At 71.5% G+C, this 20,372-nt stretch carries 16 protein-coding genes; 15 read left to right on the top strand and 1 reads right to left on the bottom strand.

Annotation, left to right across the window (positions count from 1 at the left end; translation table 11 throughout):
• Positions 1 to 81 precede the first annotated feature (81 nt).
• From A6A08_RS11145 to A6A08_RS11130, 4 genes are all read left to right on the top strand, one after another.
• Positions 82 to 378: an antibiotic biosynthesis monooxygenase gene (locus A6A08_RS11145; protein ID WP_073702789.1), complete on the top strand. Its 297-nt coding sequence runs from the start codon at positions 82 to 84 to the stop codon at positions 376 to 378.
• Between the two features lie 183 nt (positions 379 to 561).
• Complete coding sequence (locus A6A08_RS11140) at positions 562 to 1,950, top strand: glycine--tRNA ligase (protein ID WP_199866899.1); 1,389 nt, start codon at positions 562 to 564, stop codon at positions 1,948 to 1,950.
• Between the two features lie 371 nt (positions 1,951 to 2,321).
• Positions 2,322 to 2,696 carry a PadR family transcriptional regulator gene (locus A6A08_RS11135; protein ID WP_073702482.1) on the top strand — a complete coding sequence of 125 codons (375 nt, stop codon included), beginning with the start codon at positions 2,322 to 2,324 and terminating at the stop codon, positions 2,694 to 2,696.
• Positions 2,696 to 4,078 carry a permease prefix domain 1-containing protein gene (locus A6A08_RS11130; RefSeq protein ID WP_073702481.1) on the top strand — a complete coding sequence of 461 codons (1,383 nt, stop codon included), beginning with the start codon at positions 2,696 to 2,698 and terminating at the stop codon, positions 4,076 to 4,078. Before A6A08_RS11135 ends, A6A08_RS11130 begins: the two co-directional genes overlap by 1 nt.
• A 139-nt stretch (positions 4,079 to 4,217) precedes the next feature.
• Here A6A08_RS11130 and A6A08_RS11125 read toward each other — a convergent pair whose 3' ends face one another.
• Complete coding sequence (locus A6A08_RS11125; protein ID WP_073702480.1) at positions 4,218 to 4,991, bottom strand: hemolysin III family protein; 774 nt, start codon at positions 4,989 to 4,991, stop codon at positions 4,218 to 4,220.
• 417 nt (positions 4,992 to 5,408) lie between these two features.
• On the opposite strand from A6A08_RS11125, the gene ppdK reads away from it, so the two are divergent.
• The 11 genes from ppdK (at position 5,409) to A6A08_RS11070 (ending at position 20,326) form a co-directional block, all read left to right on the top strand.
• A complete protein-coding gene (gene ppdK / locus A6A08_RS11120) occupies positions 5,409 to 8,105 on the top strand; it encodes a pyruvate, phosphate dikinase (RefSeq protein WP_073702479.1) in 2,697 nt (898 codons plus the stop codon).
• Between the two features lie 335 nt (positions 8,106 to 8,440).
• Positions 8,441 to 9,502 carry a YdcF family protein gene (locus A6A08_RS11115; RefSeq protein ID WP_073702478.1) on the top strand — a complete coding sequence of 354 codons (1,062 nt, stop codon included), beginning with the start codon at positions 8,441 to 8,443 and terminating at the stop codon, positions 9,500 to 9,502.
• A gap of 50 nt (positions 9,503 to 9,552) precedes the next feature.
• Complete coding sequence (locus tag A6A08_RS11110) at positions 9,553 to 10,803, top strand: deoxyguanosinetriphosphate triphosphohydrolase (protein ID WP_073702477.1); 1,251 nt, start codon at positions 9,553 to 9,555, stop codon at positions 10,801 to 10,803.
• Positions 10,804 to 10,948: 145 nt separating this feature from the next.
• The gene (locus A6A08_RS11105; protein WP_073702476.1) at positions 10,949 to 11,965 is read left to right on the top strand and encodes a LacI family DNA-binding transcriptional regulator; all 1,017 of its coding nucleotides are present in this window, start codon (positions 10,949 to 10,951) and stop codon (positions 11,963 to 11,965) included.
• Between the two features lie 126 nt (positions 11,966 to 12,091).
• Positions 12,092 to 13,768, top strand: a complete 1,677-nt coding sequence (araB, locus tag A6A08_RS11100) for a ribulokinase (protein ID WP_073702475.1) — start codon at positions 12,092 to 12,094, stop codon at positions 13,766 to 13,768.
• A complete protein-coding gene (locus A6A08_RS11095) occupies positions 13,765 to 14,457 on the top strand; it encodes an L-ribulose-5-phosphate 4-epimerase (RefSeq protein WP_073702474.1) in 693 nt (230 codons plus the stop codon). Before araB ends, A6A08_RS11095 begins: the two co-directional genes overlap by 4 nt.
• 23 nt (positions 14,458 to 14,480) lie before the next feature.
• The gene (locus A6A08_RS11090; protein WP_073702473.1) at positions 14,481 to 15,917 is read left to right on the top strand and encodes an L-fucose/L-arabinose isomerase family protein; all 1,437 of its coding nucleotides are present in this window, start codon (positions 14,481 to 14,483) and stop codon (positions 15,915 to 15,917) included.
• A gap of 90 nt (positions 15,918 to 16,007) precedes the next feature.
• On the top strand, positions 16,008 to 17,339 hold the full coding sequence (locus A6A08_RS11085; protein ID WP_073702472.1) for an extracellular solute-binding protein: 1,332 nt from the start codon (positions 16,008 to 16,010) through the stop codon (positions 17,337 to 17,339).
• Positions 17,340 to 17,356: 17 nt separating this feature from the next.
• Positions 17,357 to 18,304, top strand: a complete 948-nt coding sequence (locus tag A6A08_RS11080; RefSeq protein WP_073702471.1) for a carbohydrate ABC transporter permease — start codon at positions 17,357 to 17,359, stop codon at positions 18,302 to 18,304.
• Between the two features lie 2 nt (positions 18,305 to 18,306).
• Positions 18,307 to 19,203, top strand: coding sequence for a carbohydrate ABC transporter permease (locus tag A6A08_RS11075; protein WP_073702470.1), 897 nt, complete (start codon positions 18,307 to 18,309; stop codon positions 19,201 to 19,203).
• A 52-nt stretch (positions 19,204 to 19,255) separates the two neighbouring features.
• Positions 19,256 to 20,326 carry an arabinan endo-1,5-alpha-L-arabinosidase gene (locus tag A6A08_RS11070; RefSeq protein ID WP_073702469.1) on the top strand — a complete coding sequence of 357 codons (1,071 nt, stop codon included), beginning with the start codon at positions 19,256 to 19,258 and terminating at the stop codon, positions 20,324 to 20,326.
• The last annotated feature ends 46 nt before the right edge of the window (positions 20,327 to 20,372 follow it).

Genomic DNA, 20,372 nt, shown 5'->3' with positions numbered 1-20,372 from the left:
GGGGCCTTCGCCGTGGGCGCGGGGGCCGGCCCGCCCCGGGGCCCGCGCCGCGCCGGCTCCCGGGTGGGCCACAATGATCCCGTGATCGTCATCACCCGCTACTCCGTGCCCGAGGCCGACACCGCGGCCTTCCAGACCGACGCCGCCGCGGCGGTCGAGGTGCTCTCCCGCCGCCCCGGCTTCCTGGGCCACCGGGTGGGCCGCGCCGCCGACGACCCCTGCCTGTGGACCGTGGTCACCGAGTGGGAGGGGGCCGGGTTCTACCGCCGGGCCCTGTCCGACTTCGACGTCAAGGTCAACGCTGTGCCGCTGCTCTCACGCGCCATCGACGAGCCCACCGCGTTCGAGGTCGTGACCGGCGGTGACGCCCCGTCCTGAACCGCCCCGCCTCCAGGGCACGGGGAAAGCGTGTGTTCGCGGTTGCCGGGTGCTCTAGCCTGGGTGGACGCGGTCGTCCGCCGGTACCGATCCCGGGTTCCGACGCACGTCCACCGCCCCACACGACAACCGATGTATCGCGAACCGCGATCCACCGACACCCAGCCGGATGGAGAGTCACCCATGGCCGCCAAGTCAGAGGCAATGGACGCACTGGTCAACCTCGCCAAACGCCGGGGTCTGGTCTACCCCTCCAGTGAGATCTACGGAGGTCTGCGCGCCGCCTGGGACTACGGCCCCCTCGGCGTCGAGCTCAAGAACAACGTCAAGCGCCAGTGGTGGCGCGCCATGGTGCAGGAGCGCGAGGACATCGTCGGCCTGGACTCCAGCGTCATCCTGGCCCGCGAGGTCTGGGAGGCCTCCGGCCACGTGACGGCGTTCGTCGACCCCCTCACCGAGTGCCAGTCCTGCCACAAGCGCTTCCGCGCGGACCACCTCATCGAGGCCTACGAGGACAAGCACGGCCACGAGCCCGCCGAGGGCCTGGCCGCGATCGCCTGCCCCAACTGCGGCGCCAAGGACTCCTTCACCGAACCGCGCATGTTCAACGGGCTGCTGCGCACCTACCTGGGCCCGGTCCAGGACGAGAAGGGCCTGGCCTACCTGCGCCCGGAGACCGCCCAGGGCATCTTCGTCAACTACAAGAACGTCGAGCAGAGCGCGCGCCGCAAGGTGCCCTTCGGCATCGGCCAGATCGGCAAGTCGTTCCGCAACGAGATCACCCCGGGCAACTTCATCTTCCGCACCCGCGAGTTCGAGCAGATGGAGATGGAGTTCTTCGTCAAGCCCGGCAGCGACGAGGAGTGGCACCAGCACTGGATCGACATCCGCCACCAGTGGTACGTCGACCTGGGCATCGCCAAGGACAACCTGCGCCTGTACGAGCACCCGCAGGAGAAGCTGTCCCACTACTCCAAGCGCACGGTCGACATCGAGTACCGCTTCAACTTCCAGGGCGCCGAGTGGGGCGAGCTGGAGGGCATCGCCAACCGCACCGACTACGACCTCAAGACGCACTCCGAGGCCTCCGGCGTGGACCTGTCCTACTTCGACCAGGAGAACAACGAGCGCTACATCCCCTACGTCATCGAGCCCGCGGCCGGTGTCGACCGGGCGGTGCTCACGTTCATGCTGGACGCCTACAACGTGGACGAGGCCCCCAACGCCAAGGGCAAGCTGGAAAAGCGCGCCGTCATGCGCCTGGACCCGCGCCTGTCCCCGGTCAAGGTCGCGGTGCTGCCGCTGTCGCGCAACACCGACCTGTCGCCCAAGGCGCGCGACCTGGCCGCCAGGCTGCGCAAGCGCTGGAACGTGGAGTTCGACGACGCGGGCGCGATCGGTCGCCGCTACCGCCGCCAGGACGAGATCGGCACCCCGTTCTGCGTGACGGTGGACTTCGACACCCTGGACGACGACGCGGTGACCGTGCGCGAGCGCGACACCATGTCCCAGGAGCGCGTGTCCCTGGACCGTGTGGAGACCTACCTCTTCGAGCGCCTGCCCGGCTGCTAGGGCCAGGCCCGAGGACGTGACGACGGCGCCCGCCGCCCCTTCGGGGGTGGCGGGCGCCGTCGCGTGTTCTGGAGGGAGTGAGACGGCCGGACCCGGGGGGACGTGGTCTCCGGCCGCCTCCTCGGCTCCCTCGGCCGCACACGGCTGAGGGTTCCTGGGTCTCAACCTAGTGGTAGGGCCTGTGCGATACCTGGCTGTTTGGTGCGGATTGTCCTACCGCGTAAGTGAATCGTGACGACGAATTCCTCCTCCGGCTCGTGGGCGCTCGCCCTCATGGCCACGGCGGGGGCGCCCGCCTCGACGCCTCGTTCTGCAATGCCTAGTTCTGCTAGGGTAACGACCCCTAGCGGAACTAGGTATGGGAAGTACACGTGCACATCGACAAGGACCTGGTCGCGGCGTCGGCCACGCCGCTCGTCCTGGGCATCCTGGCCGAGGGCGAGTCCTACGGCTACGCCATCGTCAAACGCGTCAACGAGCTCTCCGGCGGACGGATGCAGTGGACGGACGGGATGCTCTACCCCCTGCTGCACCGCCTCGAGCGCAACGGTCACGTCCAGGCGTCCTGGCGTACGTCCGACGCGGGCCGCCGCCGCAAGCACTACGCGATCACGGAGGCAGGACTGGAGGTGCTGGCCGAGCGGCAGAAGCAGTGGAGTGTCGTCGCCGACGCGCTCAAGCAGGTGTGGCGGGCCACACCGCATCCTCCGCTCCTCGGGGGCACCGCGGCAGAGGGGATCGCCTGATGAGCGACGCCGCACGAGGGGAGGTCCTGGAGGACCAGATCGACCAGTGGCGGGGCTTCGTGCGCCGCCGCCGCGCCATCTCTCCGTCGGACGTCGAGGAGATGGAGGACCACCTGCGCGAACAGATAGCCGACCTGGGGGCGAACGGCCTCGATGACGAGGAGGCCTTCCTCGTCGCGGTCAAGCGCATGGGCAACCTGGACGAGGTGTCGCGGGAGTTCGCGCGCGAGCACTCCCAGCGGCTCTGGAAACAGCTGGTCCTCGTCCCCGAGGCCGAGGACGGCGCGGGCGGCCTCTCGCGCTGGCGCGAGCTCGGTGTGGTGCTCGCGTGTGCGCTCGGCGCGGGTCTGGCGGTCAAACTCCTGTTCACGTCGGTCGACGGTGAGATCGCGCAGATCCGCAACCTCGCCTTCGTGGTGCTCCCGTTCCTCGCGGGATGGTTCGCCTGGAAACGGCGCGTCACGTGGCGCGTGTGCGCGGCGGTGACCGCCGTCGCGGCGGTACCGGCCCTGGCGGTGAACCTCTACCCGTTCGAGGCGCTCCCCGGCCCGGTCCCCTCACCCGGGATGACCGCCGTACTCGCGTTCACGCACGCTCCGGTCCTCCTGTGGCTGCTCGTGGGCGTCCTGCACACGGGAGGGAACTGGCGGTCCCACGAGCGGCGCATGGACTTCGTACGGTTCATGGGCGAGCTGGTGATGTACCTGGTGCTGATCATGCTGGGGTCCATGGTCCTCGTCGGCCTCACCTTCGCCGTGCTCGCCCTGGTCGACGTCGACCTCGAGCCGTTCTTCGAGGACTGGCTCCTGCCGTTCGGCGCGCCCGGCGCGCTCCTGGTGGCCGCGTGGCTGGTGGAGGCCAAGAAGAGCGTGGTGGAGAACATCGCGCCCGTCCTGACCCGTGTCTTCACGCCGCTGGCGGTCCTGATGCTGGCCGCGGACCTGGTGGCGCTCCTGGTGAACGGTCCGCTGACCACGGTGGACCGCGGCCTGCTCATCCTCATGGACGCCGTTCTGGTGCTGGTGCTGTTCCTGCTGCTGTACTCGATCTCCGCCCGTGACCCGATGGCCCCGGCGGGCGTCTTCGACTGGCTCCAGCTCGCGCTGGTCGGAGCGGCGCTCGCGGTGGACGCCGTCGCGCTGACGGCGATGCTGACGCGCATCGCCGAGTTCGGGTTCACCGCCAACAAGACCGCCGCGCTGGGGCTCAACCTCGTGCTGCTGGTGCACCTGGTGTGGTCGGCGTGGCTGATGGCGGGCTTCGTGCGGGGCACGCGTCCGTTCGCCGCGGTCGAACGGTGGCAGACGGCCTACCTTCCGGTCTACGCGGTCTGGGCGGGGCTGGTCGTGCTGGTGTTCCCGCCGCTGTTCGGCTTCGCCTGACACGGACGACGACCACACCCCCGCGCCTCGGGTCCCTTCCGGAAGGGGAGGGGCCCGAGGCACGCGGGGGCGTGGTGAGGATCGTTCAGCCCGCGGTGTAGACGACGAACGGCACACCCGGTCGCGGTGCCCCGTTGGTTCAGCCCGCGGTGTAGACGACGAACGACACCGCGACATAATGGCAGACGAAGGCCGCGATGGTCAGCGAGTGGAAGATCTCGTGGAAGCCGAACCAGCGCGGTGCCGGGTCGGGCCGCTTGAGCGCGTAGACCACCGCGCCGACGCTGTAGAGCACCCCGCCCACCAGGATGAGGATCCATGTCGCCGGATGGGTGCCGCCGACCAGGTCCGGGACGAACAGCACCGCCACCCAGCCGATGGCCAGGTACAGGGCGGTGGACAGCCAGCGCGGCGCGTTGAGCCACAGCAGCTTGAAGCCGACCCCGGCGATCGCCCCGCCCCAGATCAGCGCCAGCATGGCGGTGCGCAGCGTGCCTTCGAGCACCAGCAGCACGAACGGTGTGTAGGTGCCCGCGATGATGAGGTAGATGTTCGAGTGGTCCATGCGGCGCAGCACCTTCTGCGCCCCCGTCGACCAGCGGCCCACGTGGTAGACCGCCGAGGTGCCGAACAGCAGCACCGAGCTGAGCGCGTACACGGCGCTGGCGACCGTCGCGGTCGGGGTGGGGGACAGGGCCACCAGGACGATGCCCGCCGCCAGGGCCAACGGAGCGGTTCCCAGGTGCAGCCAGCCGCGCAGCCGCGGCTTGACCGCTTCGAGCAGCTCCCCGGCCGCCGTCGCGGCGGCTCCCTTGTGCTGGCCGTCCTCGTCGTGGGACGCGGGGTCGGTCGGGCCGGTCTCCGCGCCTCCGGTGTCCCGCCTGTGTTCCTCCGACACGCTGCATTCCTCCATCCCGCGGTCCGCCCCGCTGCGGGCCTGTCGGCAGCCTAACCTACGGATCCGTAGGTTACCCACTGGTAGTCCTGTGTTCCGTGGCACAGGACGCCTCCCGTGGCGGTGGTGGCGTGGGATTGGTCGGTTCCGTTCCCGGGGCGGTGCTCTGCGGGTCGGGAGGCCCGTGTGGGCGTGGTCACCCCGCTGACCAGTGCAGTCACGGCCACCGGGGTCCGGATCCCCACACTCGGGGCGGGGGCTCCGGCGATCTTTGCTGGACCATTGGTATAGACCTTTTTGATGGTCCTGAGCTGGGAATACATCAGAAAAAGGGGCTTCATGAAGGAGCGAGGTCGCAGAGTGTGGAAGAGTCGCGCCATCCGGGCACAGGCGCCGACCCAGCGCTGAGTCGTCGACGAACGAGGGAGCACCCCCGTGGCCAAGTACGTCTACAAGTTCACCGAGGGCAACAAGGACCTGAAGGACCTCCTTGGCGGCAAGGGGGCCAACCTCGCCGAGATGACCAACCTCGGCCTGCCGGTTCCCCCCGGGTTCACGATCACCACCGAGGCGTGCCGCCACTACCTCTCCGAGGGCAGCGTGCCCGCCGGGCTCGACGCCGAGATCGAGGTGAACCTCAAGGAGCTGGAGAAGGCCATGGGCCGCCGTCTCGGCCAGCCGGACGACCCGCTCCTGGTCAGCGTGCGCTCGGGGGCCAGGTTCTCCATGCCCGGCATGATGGAGACCGTCCTCAACATCGGCCTCAACGACGAGTCCGTCGTCGGTCTGGCCGCCCAGGGCGGTGACGAGCGCTTCGCCTGGGACTCCTACCGGCGCCTCATCCAGATGTTCGGCAAGACCGTGCAGGGCATCGACGGCGAGCTCTTCGAGGACGCCATCGACGAGGTCAAGTCCGCCAGGGGCGTCGCGAGCGACCTGGAACTGGACGCCGCCGACCTGCGTCGGCTCGTCGAGCGCTTCAAGGAGGTCGTGCTGGAGCAGACCGGCAGCTCCTTCCCGGGCGACCCCCGCGAGCAGATGACCCTCGCCATCAAGGCGGTCTTCGACTCCTGGAACGCCCCCCGCGCCGTCCTGTACCGGCGCCAGGAGCGCATCCCCGCCGACCTCGGCACCGCCGTCAACGTCTGCTCCATGGTCTTCGGCAACCTCGGCATGGACTCGGGCACCGGTGTCGCCTTCACCCGCGACCCCGCCTCCGGGCAGCCCGGCGTCTACGGCGACTACCTCCAGAACGCCCAGGGCGAGGACGTGGTGGCCGGTATCCGCAACACCGTGCCCCTCGCCGACCTGGAGAAGATCGACGCCCGCAGCTACGGGGAGCTGATGGGCATCATGGACACCCTGGAGAACCACTACCGCGACCTGTGCGACATCGAGTTCACGATCGAGCGCGGCAAGCTGTGGATGCTCCAGACCCGCGTGGGCAAGCGCACGGCCGCCGCCGCCTTCCGCATCGCCGACCAGCTCGTCGACCAGGGCATGATCACCCTGGACGAGGCGGTCCAGCGCGTCAACGGCGACCAGCTCGCCCAGCTGATGTTCCCGCGCTTCGACGAGGGGGCCGCCTCCGGAGCCGGCGTCCAGCGCATCGGACGCGGCATGAACGCCTCGCCCGGCGCCGCGGTGGGCAAGGCCGTCTTCGACTCCTACACCGCCGTCAAGTGGTCGCGCAGCGGCGAGCGGGTCATCCTGTGCCGCCGTGAGACCAACCCCGACGACCTGGAGGGCATGATCGCCGCCGAGGGCATCCTCACCAGCCGCGGCGGCAAGACCTCGCACGCCGCCGTGGTCGCCCGGGGCATGGGCAAGACCTGCGTGTGCGGCGCCGAGGAGCTCGACATCGACACCAAGAACCGGCGCATGACCGCGCCCGGCGGAGAGGTGGTCGAGGAGGGCGACGTCATCTCCATCGACGGCGCCAGCGGCGAGGTCTTCCTCGGCGAGGTGCCCGTGGTGGACTCGCCCGTCGTGCGCTACTTCGAGGGCGAGATCGATCCGGCCTCCGACCGCGCGGACGACCTCGTGCGCGCCGTGGACCGGCTCATGCACTACGTCGACGCCGCCCGCCGCATGCGCGTGCGCGCCAACGCCGACACCCGCGAGGACGCCGCCCGCGCCCGCCGCATGGGCGCGCAGGGCATCGGCCTGTGCCGGACCGAGCACATGTTCCTGGGCGACCGGCGCCAGCTGGTGGAGCGGCTCATCCTCGCCGACACCGAGGAGGAGCAGACGCAGGCCCTCGACGCGCTGCTGCCCCTGCAGCGCGAGGACTTCGGCGGCATCCTGGAGGCCATGGACGGCCTGCCGGTGACCGTGCGCCTGCTCGACCCGCCGCTGCACGAGTTCCTGCCCGACATCACCGAGCTGTCGGTGCGCGTGGCCGTGGCCGAGGCGCGCGGGGAGAGCCACGAGAACGACCTGAGGGTGCTCCAGGCCGTGCACAAGCTGCACGAGCAGAACCCGATGCTGGGCCTGCGCGGCGTCCGCCTGGGTCTGGTCGTGCCCGGTCTGTTCACCATGCAGGTGCGCGCCATCGCCCAGGCCGCCGTGGACCGGATCGCCGCGGGCGGCCGCCCCCGCCCCGAGATCATGATCCCGCTGGTGGGCACCGTGCAGGAGCTGGAGATCATCCGGGAGGACGCGCTGCGGGTCCTGCGCGAGGTGGGCCGGGAGCACGGTGTCGAGCTCGACTTCCCCGTCGGCACGATGATCGAGCTGCCCCGGGCCGCCCTGACCGCCGGCCAGATCGCAGAGAACGCCGAGTTCTTCTCCTTCGGCACCAACGACCTCACCCAGACGGTCTGGGGGTTCTCCCGCGACGACGTGGAGGCCTCCTTCTTCTCCGCCTACCTGGAGAAGGGCGTGTTCGGGGTGTCGCCCTTCGAGTCCCTGGACGTGGACGGGGTCGGCCGCCTCGTCCGCATCGCCGCCGAGGAGGGGCGGGCCGCCCGCCCGGGCATCAAGCTCGGGGTGTGCGGTGAGCACGGGGGCGACCCCGCGTCGGTGCACTTCTTCCACCAGGTGGGTCTGGACTACGTGTCCTGCTCGCCCTTCCGGGTACCCGTCGCCCGCCTGGAGGCGGGCCGGGCCGCCGGCCGCCCCGCCTCCTGACCGATCCGGACGCGGCCCGGACGCGGTGGCTCCCGGCCACCGCGTCCGGGTTCGTACAGGGATCCGGTGCACGTGCGGGAGCACACGCGAGAAGCTCTAGACTCATCCCGGTCGGCGGTCACGGCGCACAACAGCCGTGACCTGTCCGTGATGTATTCTGGCCGCCAGAAGGGCCACCGTTTCCCGCAAGCCTCCCCACACGCGGTGACGGCGGCGCGCCGACACCACCTCCGCCACGGTCCCCTCGGCCGAGACCGCTGCGAACCAGCGGCGGGCGGAGGCCGTCCCAGTGGGGGTGCACGTCCCCGACCGAAGATTTGTGCGGAGGTGAGCCGGTGCGAACGGCGAACGACGGCCGCGGCGAGGAGCCGTGGGAGGATCCCGCCACCGCCTCCTCTCCCGACGACGAGGCCACCCGGGTCTTCATCCGCGAGGCCCTCACCCCCGTCCCCGGCGCCGACGGCGCCGACGGCACCCGCGAGTTCTCCCGCGACCCCGACAGCGAGGCCACCCGGCAGTTCCGGCGCGAGGAGCTCCCGGCGCCCGCCGACGCGGTCCGGACCAGTGAGTTCACCCGGGGCGCCGCCGCACGCGACGCACCCGGCGGCGCCGCCTTCACCCGGCGCTTCGTCCGGGACCGGCCCCCCGGCCGGGGCCGGGCCCTGCGCCCCACGGCGCCGGACCTGCCCGATGAGGACCTCCCGCCCGCCCCGGAGCCCGAACCCCGCGGCGCCCGCCCCGAGCCGCCCAGGCCGCCTCGCCGGCCCCGCCGCAGGAGGCGCCGCTTCCGCCTGCGCTGGCTGGTCACCCTCCTGCTGCTCACCGTCCTGGCCCTGCCGCCCGCCACCTGGGGCTGGGTCTGGTACACCGCCCGCCAGGACGACCGCACCCCCTCCGACGCCATCGTCGTGCTCGGCGCCAGCCAGTACAACGGCGTCCCCTCGCCCGTCTTCGAGGCCCGGCTGCGGCACGCCCAGGTCCTCTACCTGGAGGGCGTCGCGCCCGTCATCGTCACCGTCGGAGGCAAGCAGCCCGCCGACAACTTCACCGAGGCGGCGTCGGGGCGCGCCTGGCTGATCGAGGTGGGCGTCCCCGCCGACCAGATCATCGCCGTGGAGGAGGGGCGCGACACGCTCCAGAGCATCCAGGCCGTCTCGCTCGTCTTCGAGGAGCACGCCTGGGACAGCGCCATCCTCGTCTCGGACCCCTGGCACAGCCTGCGGTCCGAGCAGATGGCCGCCGACCACGGCATCGAGGCGGGCACCTCGCCCTCGCGCTCGGGTCCCGCGGTCATCGAGCGGCGCACCCAGCTCTGGTACATCACCAGGGAGACCGCCGCGCTCTGGTACTACTGGATCTTCAACGACAGCAGCGAGATCGACGTCAACGCCGCCTGACCAGCGCGGACGGCACGTGTTGTCGCTGCTGGGAAGTAGGGTCGCAGACGATGAGGAACAACCCCCGCGAGGGCGGAGCCCCCGGCTACACGCCGCAGGACACCGAGCGCCGGGCGCGCGAGAACCGCAAGAACCGGGCCCGCGACCCCTTCGAGCGCGACCGCGCCCGGGTCCTGCACAGCGCCGCCCTGCGCCGCCTGGCCGCCAAGACCCAGGTGGTCCAGCCCGGCGTGAGCGACTTCCCGCGCACCCGCCTCACCCACTCCCTGGAGTGCGCCCAGATCGGCCGCGAACTCGGCCAGGCCCTGGGCTGCGACCCCGACCTGGTGGAGGCCGCATGCCTCTCCCACGACCTCGGCCACCCGCCCTTCGGCCACAACGGCGAACGCGCGCTGGACGAGGCCGCCGCCGACTGCGGCGGGTTCGAGGGCAACGCCCAGAGCCTGCGCCTGCTCGTGCGGCTGGAGGGCAAGGTCATCGAACCCGACGGGCGCAGCGCCGGGCTCAACCTCACCCGCGCCACCCTCGACGCCACCGTCAAGTACCCCTGGCGCAGGGGAGAGGGCGGCCACACCCGCAAGTTCAACTGCTACCCCGACGACATCGGGGTGTTCACCTGGCTGCGCAGGGACGCGCCCCAGGGCCGCACCTGCTTCGAGGCCCAGGTCATGGACTGGGCCGACGACGTCGCCTACTCCGTCCACGACGTCGAGGACGCCCTGCACGCCGGGTTGGTGGACCCGTCCGCCCTGCACGGCAGCGCCGAGCGCGCCGAGATCGTCCGCATCGCCGCCGCCCACTACTGCGACGCCGAGGCCGCCGAGCTCGACGAGGTGTTCACCGACCTGGTCGCCGACCCCGTCTGGCCCCGCGCGTTCACCGGGGACCTGCCCTCCCTCGCCGCCCTCAAGAACCTCACCAGCGAGCTCATCGGCCGCTTCTGCCGGGCCGCCGAGGAGGCCACCCGCGCCGCGTACGGCCCCGGTCGGCTCACCCGCTACGGCGCCGACCTCATCGTGCCCCGCCGCCCCCTGCTGGAGTGCGCCCTGCTCAAGGCGGTCGCCGCCCACTTCGTGCTCTCGCGCGAGGAGGCGCTGGCCTACCAGGCCGAGGAGCGCCGCCTGATCGCCGAACTGGTCGGCGCCCTGTGGAAGAACGCCCCCGAGGGCCTGGACCCGCAGTTCCGCGCGGCCTTCGCCGAGGCCGGGGACGACACCGCGGCGCTGCGCGTGGTGATCGACCAGGTCGCCTCGCTCACCGACACCTCCGCGACCTCCCTGCACGCCCGCCTGGTGGGCTGAGGCGGAAACGGTTCCTCACGATTGGGAACGAGGGGTTGACTTCCTCCATGTGAGCGTTAACACTGTTGCTCACATCACAGGTGTTTCCCCCTCATGGCCCGGAGGTGTCGTTCAGGTGAATCCACCAGGTGGCCGTACCCCCGTCATGGCGGACGTGGCCCGGTTGGCCGGCGTCTCCCACCAGACGGTCTCGCGGGTCGTCAACGGCCACCCCAACGTCCGCGAGGAGACGGTGCTCCGGGTCCGGCGCGCGATCGAGGAGCTCGGCTACCACCGCAACTCCACCGCGCGCGCCCTGGTCACCCGCCGCACCAACGTGCTCGGCGTCATCGCCTTCGACACCACGCTCTTCGGTCCGGCCCAGACCCTGTCGGGGATCGAGCGCGCGGCGCGCGAGGCGGGCTACTTCCTGAGCATGGTCAGCCTCGACGACGTGTCGCCCGACGGGATCGTCGCGGCCGCCGAGTACCTGGTCCAGCAGTCGGTCGAGGGCTGCGTCGCGATCGCCCCCCAGCGCAGCCTGGTCGATGCCCTGGCCGCGCTGCCCGGCCCCCACCCCCTGGTCGCGGTCGAGGGCGGCGAGGGGTCGGGTCTTCCCGTCGTCTGCGTCGACCAGGTCCAGGGCGCCCACGACGCCGTCCGCCACCTGCTGGAGCTCGGACACACGACCGTCCACCACATCGAGGGCGACCCCCTGTGGCTGGAGTCGGAGGCCCGGGTGGTCGGCTGGCGGCGGGCGCTGGAGGAGGCCGGCGCGCCGGCCCCCGAACCGCTCCAGGGCGACTGGAGCCCCCGGTCGGGCTACGCGCTGGGGCGCTCGCTGGTGGCCCGGCGGGCCGAGGGGGAGCGCGTCACGGCGATCTTCGTGGGCAACGACCAGATGGCCATAGGGGTACTGCGCGCCCTGCACGAGGCGGGGCTGCGCGTGCCCGGGGACGTCAGCGTGGTCGGCTTCGACGACGTGCCCGAGGCCGAGTTCCTCACCCCCTCCCTGACCACCGTCTTCCAGGACTTCGCCCAGGTGGGCAAGGAGAGTCTGGCGCTGCTGCTCGGCGAGATCGGAACCGAACGGAACGGTTCGCCGGGCCCCTCCGCGACCGAGCGCAGGGTCGTTCCGGCGCGGCTGCGGGTCCGGGGCAGCAGCGGACCCCCGCCGCCGTGACCCCCTGACCCCGTCCGCGCCCGTCCCCCGCCCCCTTCCCGTCCCTCCCGCCCCTGTCCACCCCTCCTGGAAGGACTCCCCTTGGGCCAGAATGTGAACGCTAACAACTCACCTCCGTCCGACCCGGTGGTCATCGGAGTCGACTTCGGGACCCTCTCCGGCCGCGCCGTCGTGGTCCGGGTCCGCGACGGCGCCGAACTCGGCTCCGCCGCCCACGCCTACCGGCACGGCGTCATCACGGACCGCCTGCCCGCATCCGAGGACCCCCTGGAGCCGGAGACCGCGCTCCAGTGCCCCGAGGACTACCGCGAGGTCCTGCGCACCGCCGTCCCCGAGGCCCTGCGCGCCTCCGGAGCCTCACCCGGTCAGGTCATCGGTATCGGCACCGACTTCACCTCCTGCACGGTCATGCCGGTGACCGCGGACGGCACCCCCCTGTGCGAGCTCCCCGACCTGTCCCGGCGCCCGCACGCCTGGCCCAAGCTGTGGCGCCACCACGCCGCCCAGCCCGAGGCCGACGAGATCAACGCCCTGGCCGCCGAGCGCGGGGAGAAGTGGCTGGCGCGCTACGGCGGGAAGATCTCCTCCGAGTGGCAGTTCGCCAAGGCGCTCCAGGTCCTGCGCGACGATCCGGAGACCTACGGGCGCACCGAACGCTGGATCGAGGGCGCCGACTGGATCGTCTGGCAGCTGTGCGGGCGGGAGACCCGCAACGTCGCCACCGCCGGGTACAAGGGCATCCACCAGGACGGCGTCTGGCCCTCGACGGACTTCCTGGCCGCGCTCGACCCCCGCTTCACCGACTTCGTGCGGGACAAGCTCGAACACCCCCTGTCCCAGCTCGGCGAGCGCGCGGGCTCCCTCACCGCCGAGGCCGCGGGCTGGACCGGCCTGCCCGAGGGCGTCCCCGTCGCCGTCGGCAACATCGACGCGCACGTCACCGCCGCCACCGCGCGGACCACCGGCCCCGGGCGGATGCTCGCCATCATGGGCACCAGCACCTGCCACGTCATGAACTCCGACGTCCTGGCCGAGGTGCCCGGCATGTGCGGCCTGGCCCACGGCGGCATCACCCCCGGGACGTGGGGCTACGAGGCGGGCCAGAGCGGCGTCGGTGACATCTTCGGCTGGTTCGCCGGGTCCTACGTGCCCCCCGCCTACCACGAGGAGGCGCGCGAGCGCGGCCTGTCCCTCCACGAACTGCTCTCCGACAAGGCCGCGGGGGCGCCGGTGGGCGGGCACGGCCTCGTCGCCCTGGACTGGCACAGCGGCAACCGCTCGGTCCTGGTCGACCACGACCTGTCCGGCGTCCTCGTCGGCATGACCCTGGCCACCAGGCCCGAGGAGGTCTACCGGGCCCTGGTCGAGGCCACCGCCTTCGGCACCCGCACGATCGTCGAGGCCTTCGCCTCCTCCGGGGTGCCGGTGGAGGACATCACCATCGGCGGCGGCATGGTCCGCAACCCCTTCGTCCTCCAGGTCTACGCCGACGTGCTCGGCCGCCCCCTGAAGATCGTGGCCTCCGAACACGGCTGCGCCGTCGGGGCCGCCATCCACGCCGCCGTCGCCGCGGGCGCCCACCCCGACATCCACGCGGCCTCGGCCGCCATGGGCCGGGTCCGCGAGGGGACCGTCGATCCCGACCCGGCCAGGACCGCGGCCTACGACGAGCTCTACGAGGTCTACACCGAACTCCACGACCACTTCGGCCGGGGCGGCAGCCGGAGCCTGCACCGCCTGCGGGCCCTACGCAACTCCGTCCTGACCGCCGCCGCAGACGGCACCGAGAAGGGAGACCGATGACCACCGACACGTCCCCGGCGGTTCCCGGGAGGCACCGCGACGAGGTGGAGCGCCTGCGCGCCCACGTGTGCGCCCTGCACGCCGAGCTCACCCGGTGGAACCTGGTCACCTGGACGAGCGGCAACGTCTCCGCCCGCGTCCCCGGCGCCGACCTGATGGTGATCAAGCCCAGCGGCGTCTCCTACGACGACCTCTCCCCGGAGGACATGGTCGTCTGCGACCTGGACGGCCGGGTCGTCGAGGGGCGGCACAAGCCCTCCAGCGACACCGCCGCCCACGCCCACATCTACCGCGCCCGCCCCGACGTCGGCGGCGTCGTGCACACGCACAGCCCCTACGCCACCGCCTGGGCCGCGCGCGGCGAGGCCATCCCCTGCGCCATCACCGCGATGGCCGACGAGTTCGGCGGCGACATCCCCGTCGGCCCGTTCGCCCTCATCGGAGGCGACGACATCGGCAGGGGGGTGGTCGCCACCCTCGACGGCCACCGCTCGCCCGCCGTCCTCATGCGCGGCCACGGCGTGTTCACCGTCGGCGGGAACGCCAAGGCGGCGGTCAAGGCCGCCGTGATGTGCGAGGACGTCGCCCACACGGTCCACATCGCCCGCCAGGGCGGGCCCCTCCACCGCCTTCCGCAGGAGCACATCGACGCGCTCCACGACCGCTACCAGAACGTCTACGGCCAATAAGGAAGCAAGGGAGCACAGTCACAGTGCCCGTACCCACACCCCCGCCCACCGAGCACCCGCCGGTGCAGACGCGCAAACCCCGCATCGGCCTGCTCGGCATCATGCAGCCCCTCTACGACGACATGATCCCCGGCATCACCGAACACCAGGCGGCCTACGCCTCCCGGGTCGCCGAGAAGCTCTCCGGCGTCGCCGAGTGGACCGTCAGCCCGCCGGTGCGCGGCCGCGCCGACGCCGAGGAGGCGATGCGCGCGTTCGAGGCCGACGGCCTCGACGGGGTCCTCGTCGTCATGCTCACCTACGGACCCTCCCTGCGCGTCACACGGATGTTCAGCCGGATGAGGCTGCCCGTCGCGCTGGCCAACATCCAGCCCGACCCCGCGGTCAGCCCCTCCTGGGACATGGACGACATGACCTACAACCAGGGCATCCACGGGGCCCAGGACACCGCCAACGCCATGGTGCGCGCCGGCCTGTCCTTCGACGTCATCACCGGCGAGTGGCAGAGCCCGGAGTTCGCCGCGCGCGTGGACCGCTGGGCCCGCGCGGCGCGCGCCGTCAGCGCGCTGCGCTCCCTCCGGGTCGGCGTGTTCGGCTACCCGATGAACGGCATGGGCGACGCCCGGGTGGACGAGACCGCACTGCTGCGCAAGCTCGGCCCCGAGGTCCACGTCATCGCACCGGGCGCACTGCACCGGACGATGGCCGACCTGCCCGAGGACGCGGTCCGCGGCCTCATGGACTGGGAGGACACGGCCCTGGAGGTGGACGGGCGCCTGTCCAAGGAGGAGCGCGTCGACCACGCCCGCATGCAGCTGGGCATCGAACGGCTGCTGGAGGAGACGGGCTGCGGGGCCTACTCCACCCACTTCGACGCGATCGGGGAGGACGGACGCTTCGCCCGGCTGCCGATGGCCGCCGCCTCCACCCTGATGGCCAAGGGGTACGGGTTCGCCGGGGAGGGCGACGTCCTGGCCGCCTCGGTCGTCTACGCGGGCCACCAGCTCGCCGGAGACGGCCACTTCACCGAGATGTACGCGATGGACTTCCCCAGCGACTCCATCCTCATGAGCCACATGGGCGAGGGCAACTGGAGGGTCGCGCGCGAGGACGAGCCCGTCCGGCTGATCAAGCGCCCGCTGGGCATCGGCGGTCTGGCCGACCCGCCCACCATCCTCTTCCGCTACCGGCCGGGTCCGGCCACCCTGGCCTCCCTGGTCGCCCTCGGCGGTGAGGAGTTCCGACTGGTCGTGGCCGAGGGCGAGGTCGTCGACGCGCCCGAACTGCCGTCCCTGGAGATGCCCTACGGACAGTTCCGCCCCGAGACGGGCGTGCGGGCGTGCATGGACTCCTGGCTCCGCGCGGGCGGCACCCACCACATGGTCATGAACACCGGAGCCCGCGCCGAGGACTGGAGGGTCCTGTGCGAGCTCTCCGGTATCGAGTACGTCCGGGTCTGACCCGGATCATCCAGCGCCCCGGCGCGTCACCACCCCCCACCGAAGGGCTCCGGGGAGCCCTTCGACCCCCTTCAGCGCAAGGAGAACACCATGCGCGACGCATCACCCCCGTACCACGCACCGCCTCCGGCCGCCCCCGCCGGACCGGGCCGCAGGGCCTTCGTCACCGGGGCCCTGGCCGCGGCGGGACTGGCCGCCACGGGCTGCGCGCCACCCGACACCCTGATCAGCGGGAAGACCAGGCTGCGCCAGTGGAACCTGTTCGCCGGCGGCGACGGCAACCGCATGATCGAGATGCACGGCGCCTACCAGGCCGAGCACCCCGGCATCGACTTCCGCGCCACCACCTTCACGTGGGGCGCGCCCTTCTACACCAAGGTCGCCATGGGCGCGGCCGGCGGCCGGGGCGCCGACATCGCCACCGTGCACGTCTCCCGCCTGGAGAGCCTGGCGCCGGGCCGGCTGCTGGACCCGATCGACCCCGCGATGCTCGCCGAGGCGGGCATCGACGACACCGTGGTGCTGCCCAACATCTGGGAGAAGTGCTTCTTCGACGGCCGGCTCTACGCCATCCCCATCGACACCCACGTCCTCGTGCAGTACTACAACCTCGACGTGTGCCGCGAGGCGGGCGTCCTGGACTCCGACGACCGGCTCGTGGAGGTCTCCGGGACGGAGGAGTACTTCGACCTGCTCCGCGAGATCCAGGGCGTCACCGGCACCTACGGCCTGTCCCTGGACACCTGGAACCCCTGGTCCAACTTCTGGGCGCTCTACCGCCAGCAGGACGGCGACATCGTCTTCGGCGAGGACGACTACGAGATGGACGACGACAAGGCCCTGGCCGCCATGGAGGTGCTCTACCGGCTCTCGGAGGAGGGGCTCTCCCCCCGCCACTCCCGGGACGCCGACACCGCCGCCAACCTGGTCAACGCACGGGCCGGGCTGATGATCCACGGCAACTGGGAGATCCCCACGCTGGAGGCCGCCGGGACCAACTTCTCGGCCACCCAGTTCCCGGCCGTGTTCGGCAACCACCGCACTCGCGGCGACTCCCACTGCTACGTGTTCCCCCACCAGCGCGACCGCGACCCCGGGCGCACCCGGGCCGCCGTGGAGTACGCCGCGTGGATGCTACGCCACAGCCTCACCTGGGCGAAGGGCGGGCACATCCCCGCCTACCAACCGGTCGTGGAGAGCGCTGAGTACGACGAACTCCAGCCGCAGGCCGAGTACCGCGAGGCCGCCGAGAACGTGCAGTTCGAGCCCCAGGCCTGGTTCAGCGGATCGGCCGGGCGTCTCCAGGACGAGGCCGCCGGCCCGCTGACCACCCTGCACCAGGGCACCCAGACCCCCGAGCAGGCCCTCGCCCAGCTCAAACGGACCATCCGCGACCTGCTGACCGTCCCATCACCGGTGTAGGGAAGGGAGTGCCCACCATGACCAGCCAGACCAGCGCCCCACCGCCCCGCACCTTCGCCGGGACCCCGCCCAGCGCCCCCCGCGGCCTCGTCGACGTCCGGCGCAGGCCCACGACGTGGACCGGACTGTGGTTCGTCCTGCCCTTCCTGGCCTTCTACGCCCTGTTCCTGCTGTGGCCCTCCGTGGTCGGCCTCGGCTACGCCTTCACCGACCGCAGCCTGGCCGGGGGAGAGACCTCCTTCGTCGGGATGGACAACTGGCGGGAGAGCCTGACCGACCCCGACCTGTACGGCTCCCTGTGGAACACGCTGTGGTTCACGGTCCTGAGCGTGCCCCTGATGGTCCTGCTCGCGCTCGGCCTGGCCCTGCTGACCGACCACGCCCGCAGGCTCGGATGGTTCCTGAGGCTCTCCTTCTTCGCGCCGTTCGTGCTCCCGGTCGCGGTGATGACCCTCATCTGGAACTGGATGTACAACCCGAGCCTGGGGCTGTTCAACGGCACCCTGGAGCGGTTCGGCGTCGCGGGCCCCGAGTGGCTCTTCAGCGAGGACACGGCGATGTTCTCCGTGGTCATCGCCACCGCCTGGTGGCAGGTCGGCTTCAACTACCTGCTCTACCTGGCCGCCATGCAGTCCATCCCCAAGGACGTCTACGAGGCGGCGGCCATCGACGGCGCGGGCGTCTGGCAGCGCATCGCCCGCATCACCCTGCCCATGCTCGCCCGCACCACCGCGCTCATCGCGGTGCTCCAGCTCATCGGATCGCTGCGGGTGTTCGAGCAGATCTACCTCATGACCATGGGCGGCCCCAACTTCGCCACCCGTACCGTCATCCAGTACATCTACGACTCCGGCTTCGTGGGTCTGCGCGTGGGCCTGGCCTCGTCCATGGCCTACATCTTCATGGTCCTGATCATCGCCGCCTCCATCGCCCAGTTCCGCCTGTTCTCCCGGAAGGAGGGCTGACCATGGCCGCCCCCGCCACCACCTCCGCGCAGCGCGCCGCCTCGGCCCCCGCGCGCACGCCCCGGCCCTCCCGGAAACGGCGCGTCACGGTCGGCTCGGCCGCGCTGTACACGGTCGCCGCCCTGGCCGGGCTCCTGTGGTTCGTCCCGCTGCTGTGGGCCTTCGCCACCTCGGTCAAACCCGAGGGCGAGACCACCGTCATGCCGCCCAGCTGGTTCACCCCCAACGCCACCTTCGAGGCCTACGCGCAGGTCCTGGGCCGCGGGGACATCATCCGCTGGACGATGAACTCGCTCATCACCACCACGATCGTCACCGCGCTCACCCTGGTGGTGTGCGTGCTGGCCGCCTACGGTTTCTCCCGGTTCGACTTCCGCGGCCGCGGCTGGCTCTTCGCCCTGGTCATCGGCGGCATCCTCATCCCGCCGCAGGTGCTCATCGTGCCCCAGTTCGTGCTGATGACCCAGCTCGGGCTGGTGGACACCTACTGGGGCGTGGCCCTGCCCCAGGTGGTCGCCCCGGTGTTCGTGTTCATCCTCAAGCGGTTCTTCGACGCCATCCCGCGCGACTACGAGGACGCCGCCAAGATGGACGGCGCCGGACCGCTGCTCGTGCTGTGGAGCGTCATCCTGCCGCTGTCCCGGCCCATCCTCACCGCCGTGGGCATCTTCACCTTCATCGGAGCCTGGAACAACTTCCTGTGGCCGTTCATCGTGATCAACGATCCGGAGATGATGACCCTGCCCGTGGGCCTGGGCACCGTCCTGGGCCAGTACGGCATTCAGTACGCGCAGGTCATGGCCTCGGCCGTGCTGGGCGCCCTGCCCCTGCTCGTGGTCTACCTGCTCTTCCAGAGGCACATCGTCACGGGCGTGGCGGGTGCCGGGATCAAGGGCTGACCCGCTCCACCGACCCCGACCCGCTCCCACGACCCCCCAGGAGCCCCCTCCCATGCGACGTCCGCTCACCCGGATCGCGGCGGTCCTCACCGCCGCGGCCCTGGCCACCTCCCTGACCAGCGCCCTGACCGGCCCCGCCTCCGCGGCACGCGCCGACTGGGACGTCCCGCCCAACAACCCCGGACTTCCGGTCTTCGGCCACCAGCCCGACGACATCCACCCCTTCGCCGGGGGCCTGAGGGTCCACGACCCCGCCCTGTACCGGGGCGGCCGCGGCCAGGACTGGTACGTCTTCGGCACCGGACACCCCGAGATCGGCGACGGCGGCATCCAGATCCGCAGCTCCCCGAACGGGCGGCACTGGACCTACACCGGCACCGTCTGGGACACCAAGCCCGCCTGGCTCACGGAGGCGATCCCCGGAGTGGAGACCCTCTGGGCCCCCGAGATCCACCACTCCGACGGCACCTACTACCTGTACTACGCGGCCTCCACCTTCGGCTCGAACCGCTCGGTCATCGCCCTGGCCACCAACACCACCCTGGACCCCGACGACCCCGGCTACGCGTGGGTCGACCGGGGCCCGGTGTTCGAGTCCTTCGAGGGCGACCCCTACAACGCCATCGACCCCGGCGTCGTCGAGGACGCCGAGGGCCGCCACTGGCTGACCTTCGGCTCGTTCTGGAGCGGTATCCGCATGGTCGAGCTGGACTGGCCGAGCGGCAGGGCCGCCGAGGGCGCCGAGGTGCTGCACCTGGCCGACCGCCGCGAACCGCCCAACGCCGTCGAGGCGCCCCACATCACCCACCGCGACGGCCACTACTACCTCTTCGTCTCCCTCGACCACTGCTGCCGCGTCGGCAGCGACTACAAGGTCGCCGTCGGCCGGTCCACCGACGTCACCGGCCCGTACGTGGACGCCGACGGAGTCCCCCTGCTGGAGGGCGGCGGCACCGTGATCGTCGCCGACGAGGGCACCATCACCGGCTCGGGCGGGCAGTCGGTCTCCGGCGGCCTGCTCGCCTACCACTACTACGACACCGACCTCGGTCCCGACTTCGACTTCCGGATGGCCGTCCGGAAGCTGCACTGGACCGCCGACGGCTGGCCCTACGTCCGGTAGACCCGCCGACCGACCGCGCCCGGCCCGGGTACGCCCGGGCCGGGCC

The organism is Nocardiopsis sp. TSRI0078 (assembly GCF_001905145.1).
Taxonomy (GTDB): domain Bacteria; phylum Actinomycetota; class Actinomycetes; order Streptosporangiales; family Streptosporangiaceae; genus Nocardiopsis.
The sequence above is the reverse complement of the archived record's forward strand: the minus strand, read 5'-3'. Positions and strand labels throughout refer to the sequence as shown.

Bases quoted from the DNA above. Each gene is read 5' to 3' on its own strand.
- A6A08_RS11105 (WP_073702476.1), top strand. From the start codon at position 10,949: ATGGCGGACGTGGCCCGGTTGGCCGGCGTCTCCCACCAGACGGTCTCG.
- A6A08_RS11125 (WP_073702480.1), bottom strand. From the start codon at position 4,991: ATGGAGGAATGCAGCGTGTCGGAGGAACACAGGCGGGACACCGGAGGC.
- A6A08_RS11110 (WP_073702477.1), top strand. From the start codon at position 9,553: ATGAGGAACAACCCCCGCGAGGGCGGAGCCCCCGGCTACACGCCGCAG.
- A6A08_RS11075 (WP_073702470.1), top strand. From the start codon at position 18,307: ATGGCCGCCCCCGCCACCACCTCCGCGCAGCGCGCCGCCTCGGCCCCC.
- A6A08_RS11095 (WP_073702474.1), top strand. From the start codon at position 13,765: ATGACCACCGACACGTCCCCGGCGGTTCCCGGGAGGCACCGCGACGAG.
- A6A08_RS11140 (WP_199866899.1), top strand. From the start codon at position 562: ATGGCCGCCAAGTCAGAGGCAATGGACGCACTGGTCAACCTCGCCAAA.
- A6A08_RS11130 (WP_073702481.1), top strand. From the start codon at position 2,696: ATGAGCGACGCCGCACGAGGGGAGGTCCTGGAGGACCAGATCGACCAG.
- A6A08_RS11085 (WP_073702472.1), top strand. From the start codon at position 16,008: ATGCGCGACGCATCACCCCCGTACCACGCACCGCCTCCGGCCGCCCCC.
- A6A08_RS11070 (WP_073702469.1), top strand. From the start codon at position 19,256: ATGCGACGTCCGCTCACCCGGATCGCGGCGGTCCTCACCGCCGCGGCC.
- A6A08_RS11080 (WP_073702471.1), top strand. From the start codon at position 17,357: ATGACCAGCCAGACCAGCGCCCCACCGCCCCGCACCTTCGCCGGGACC.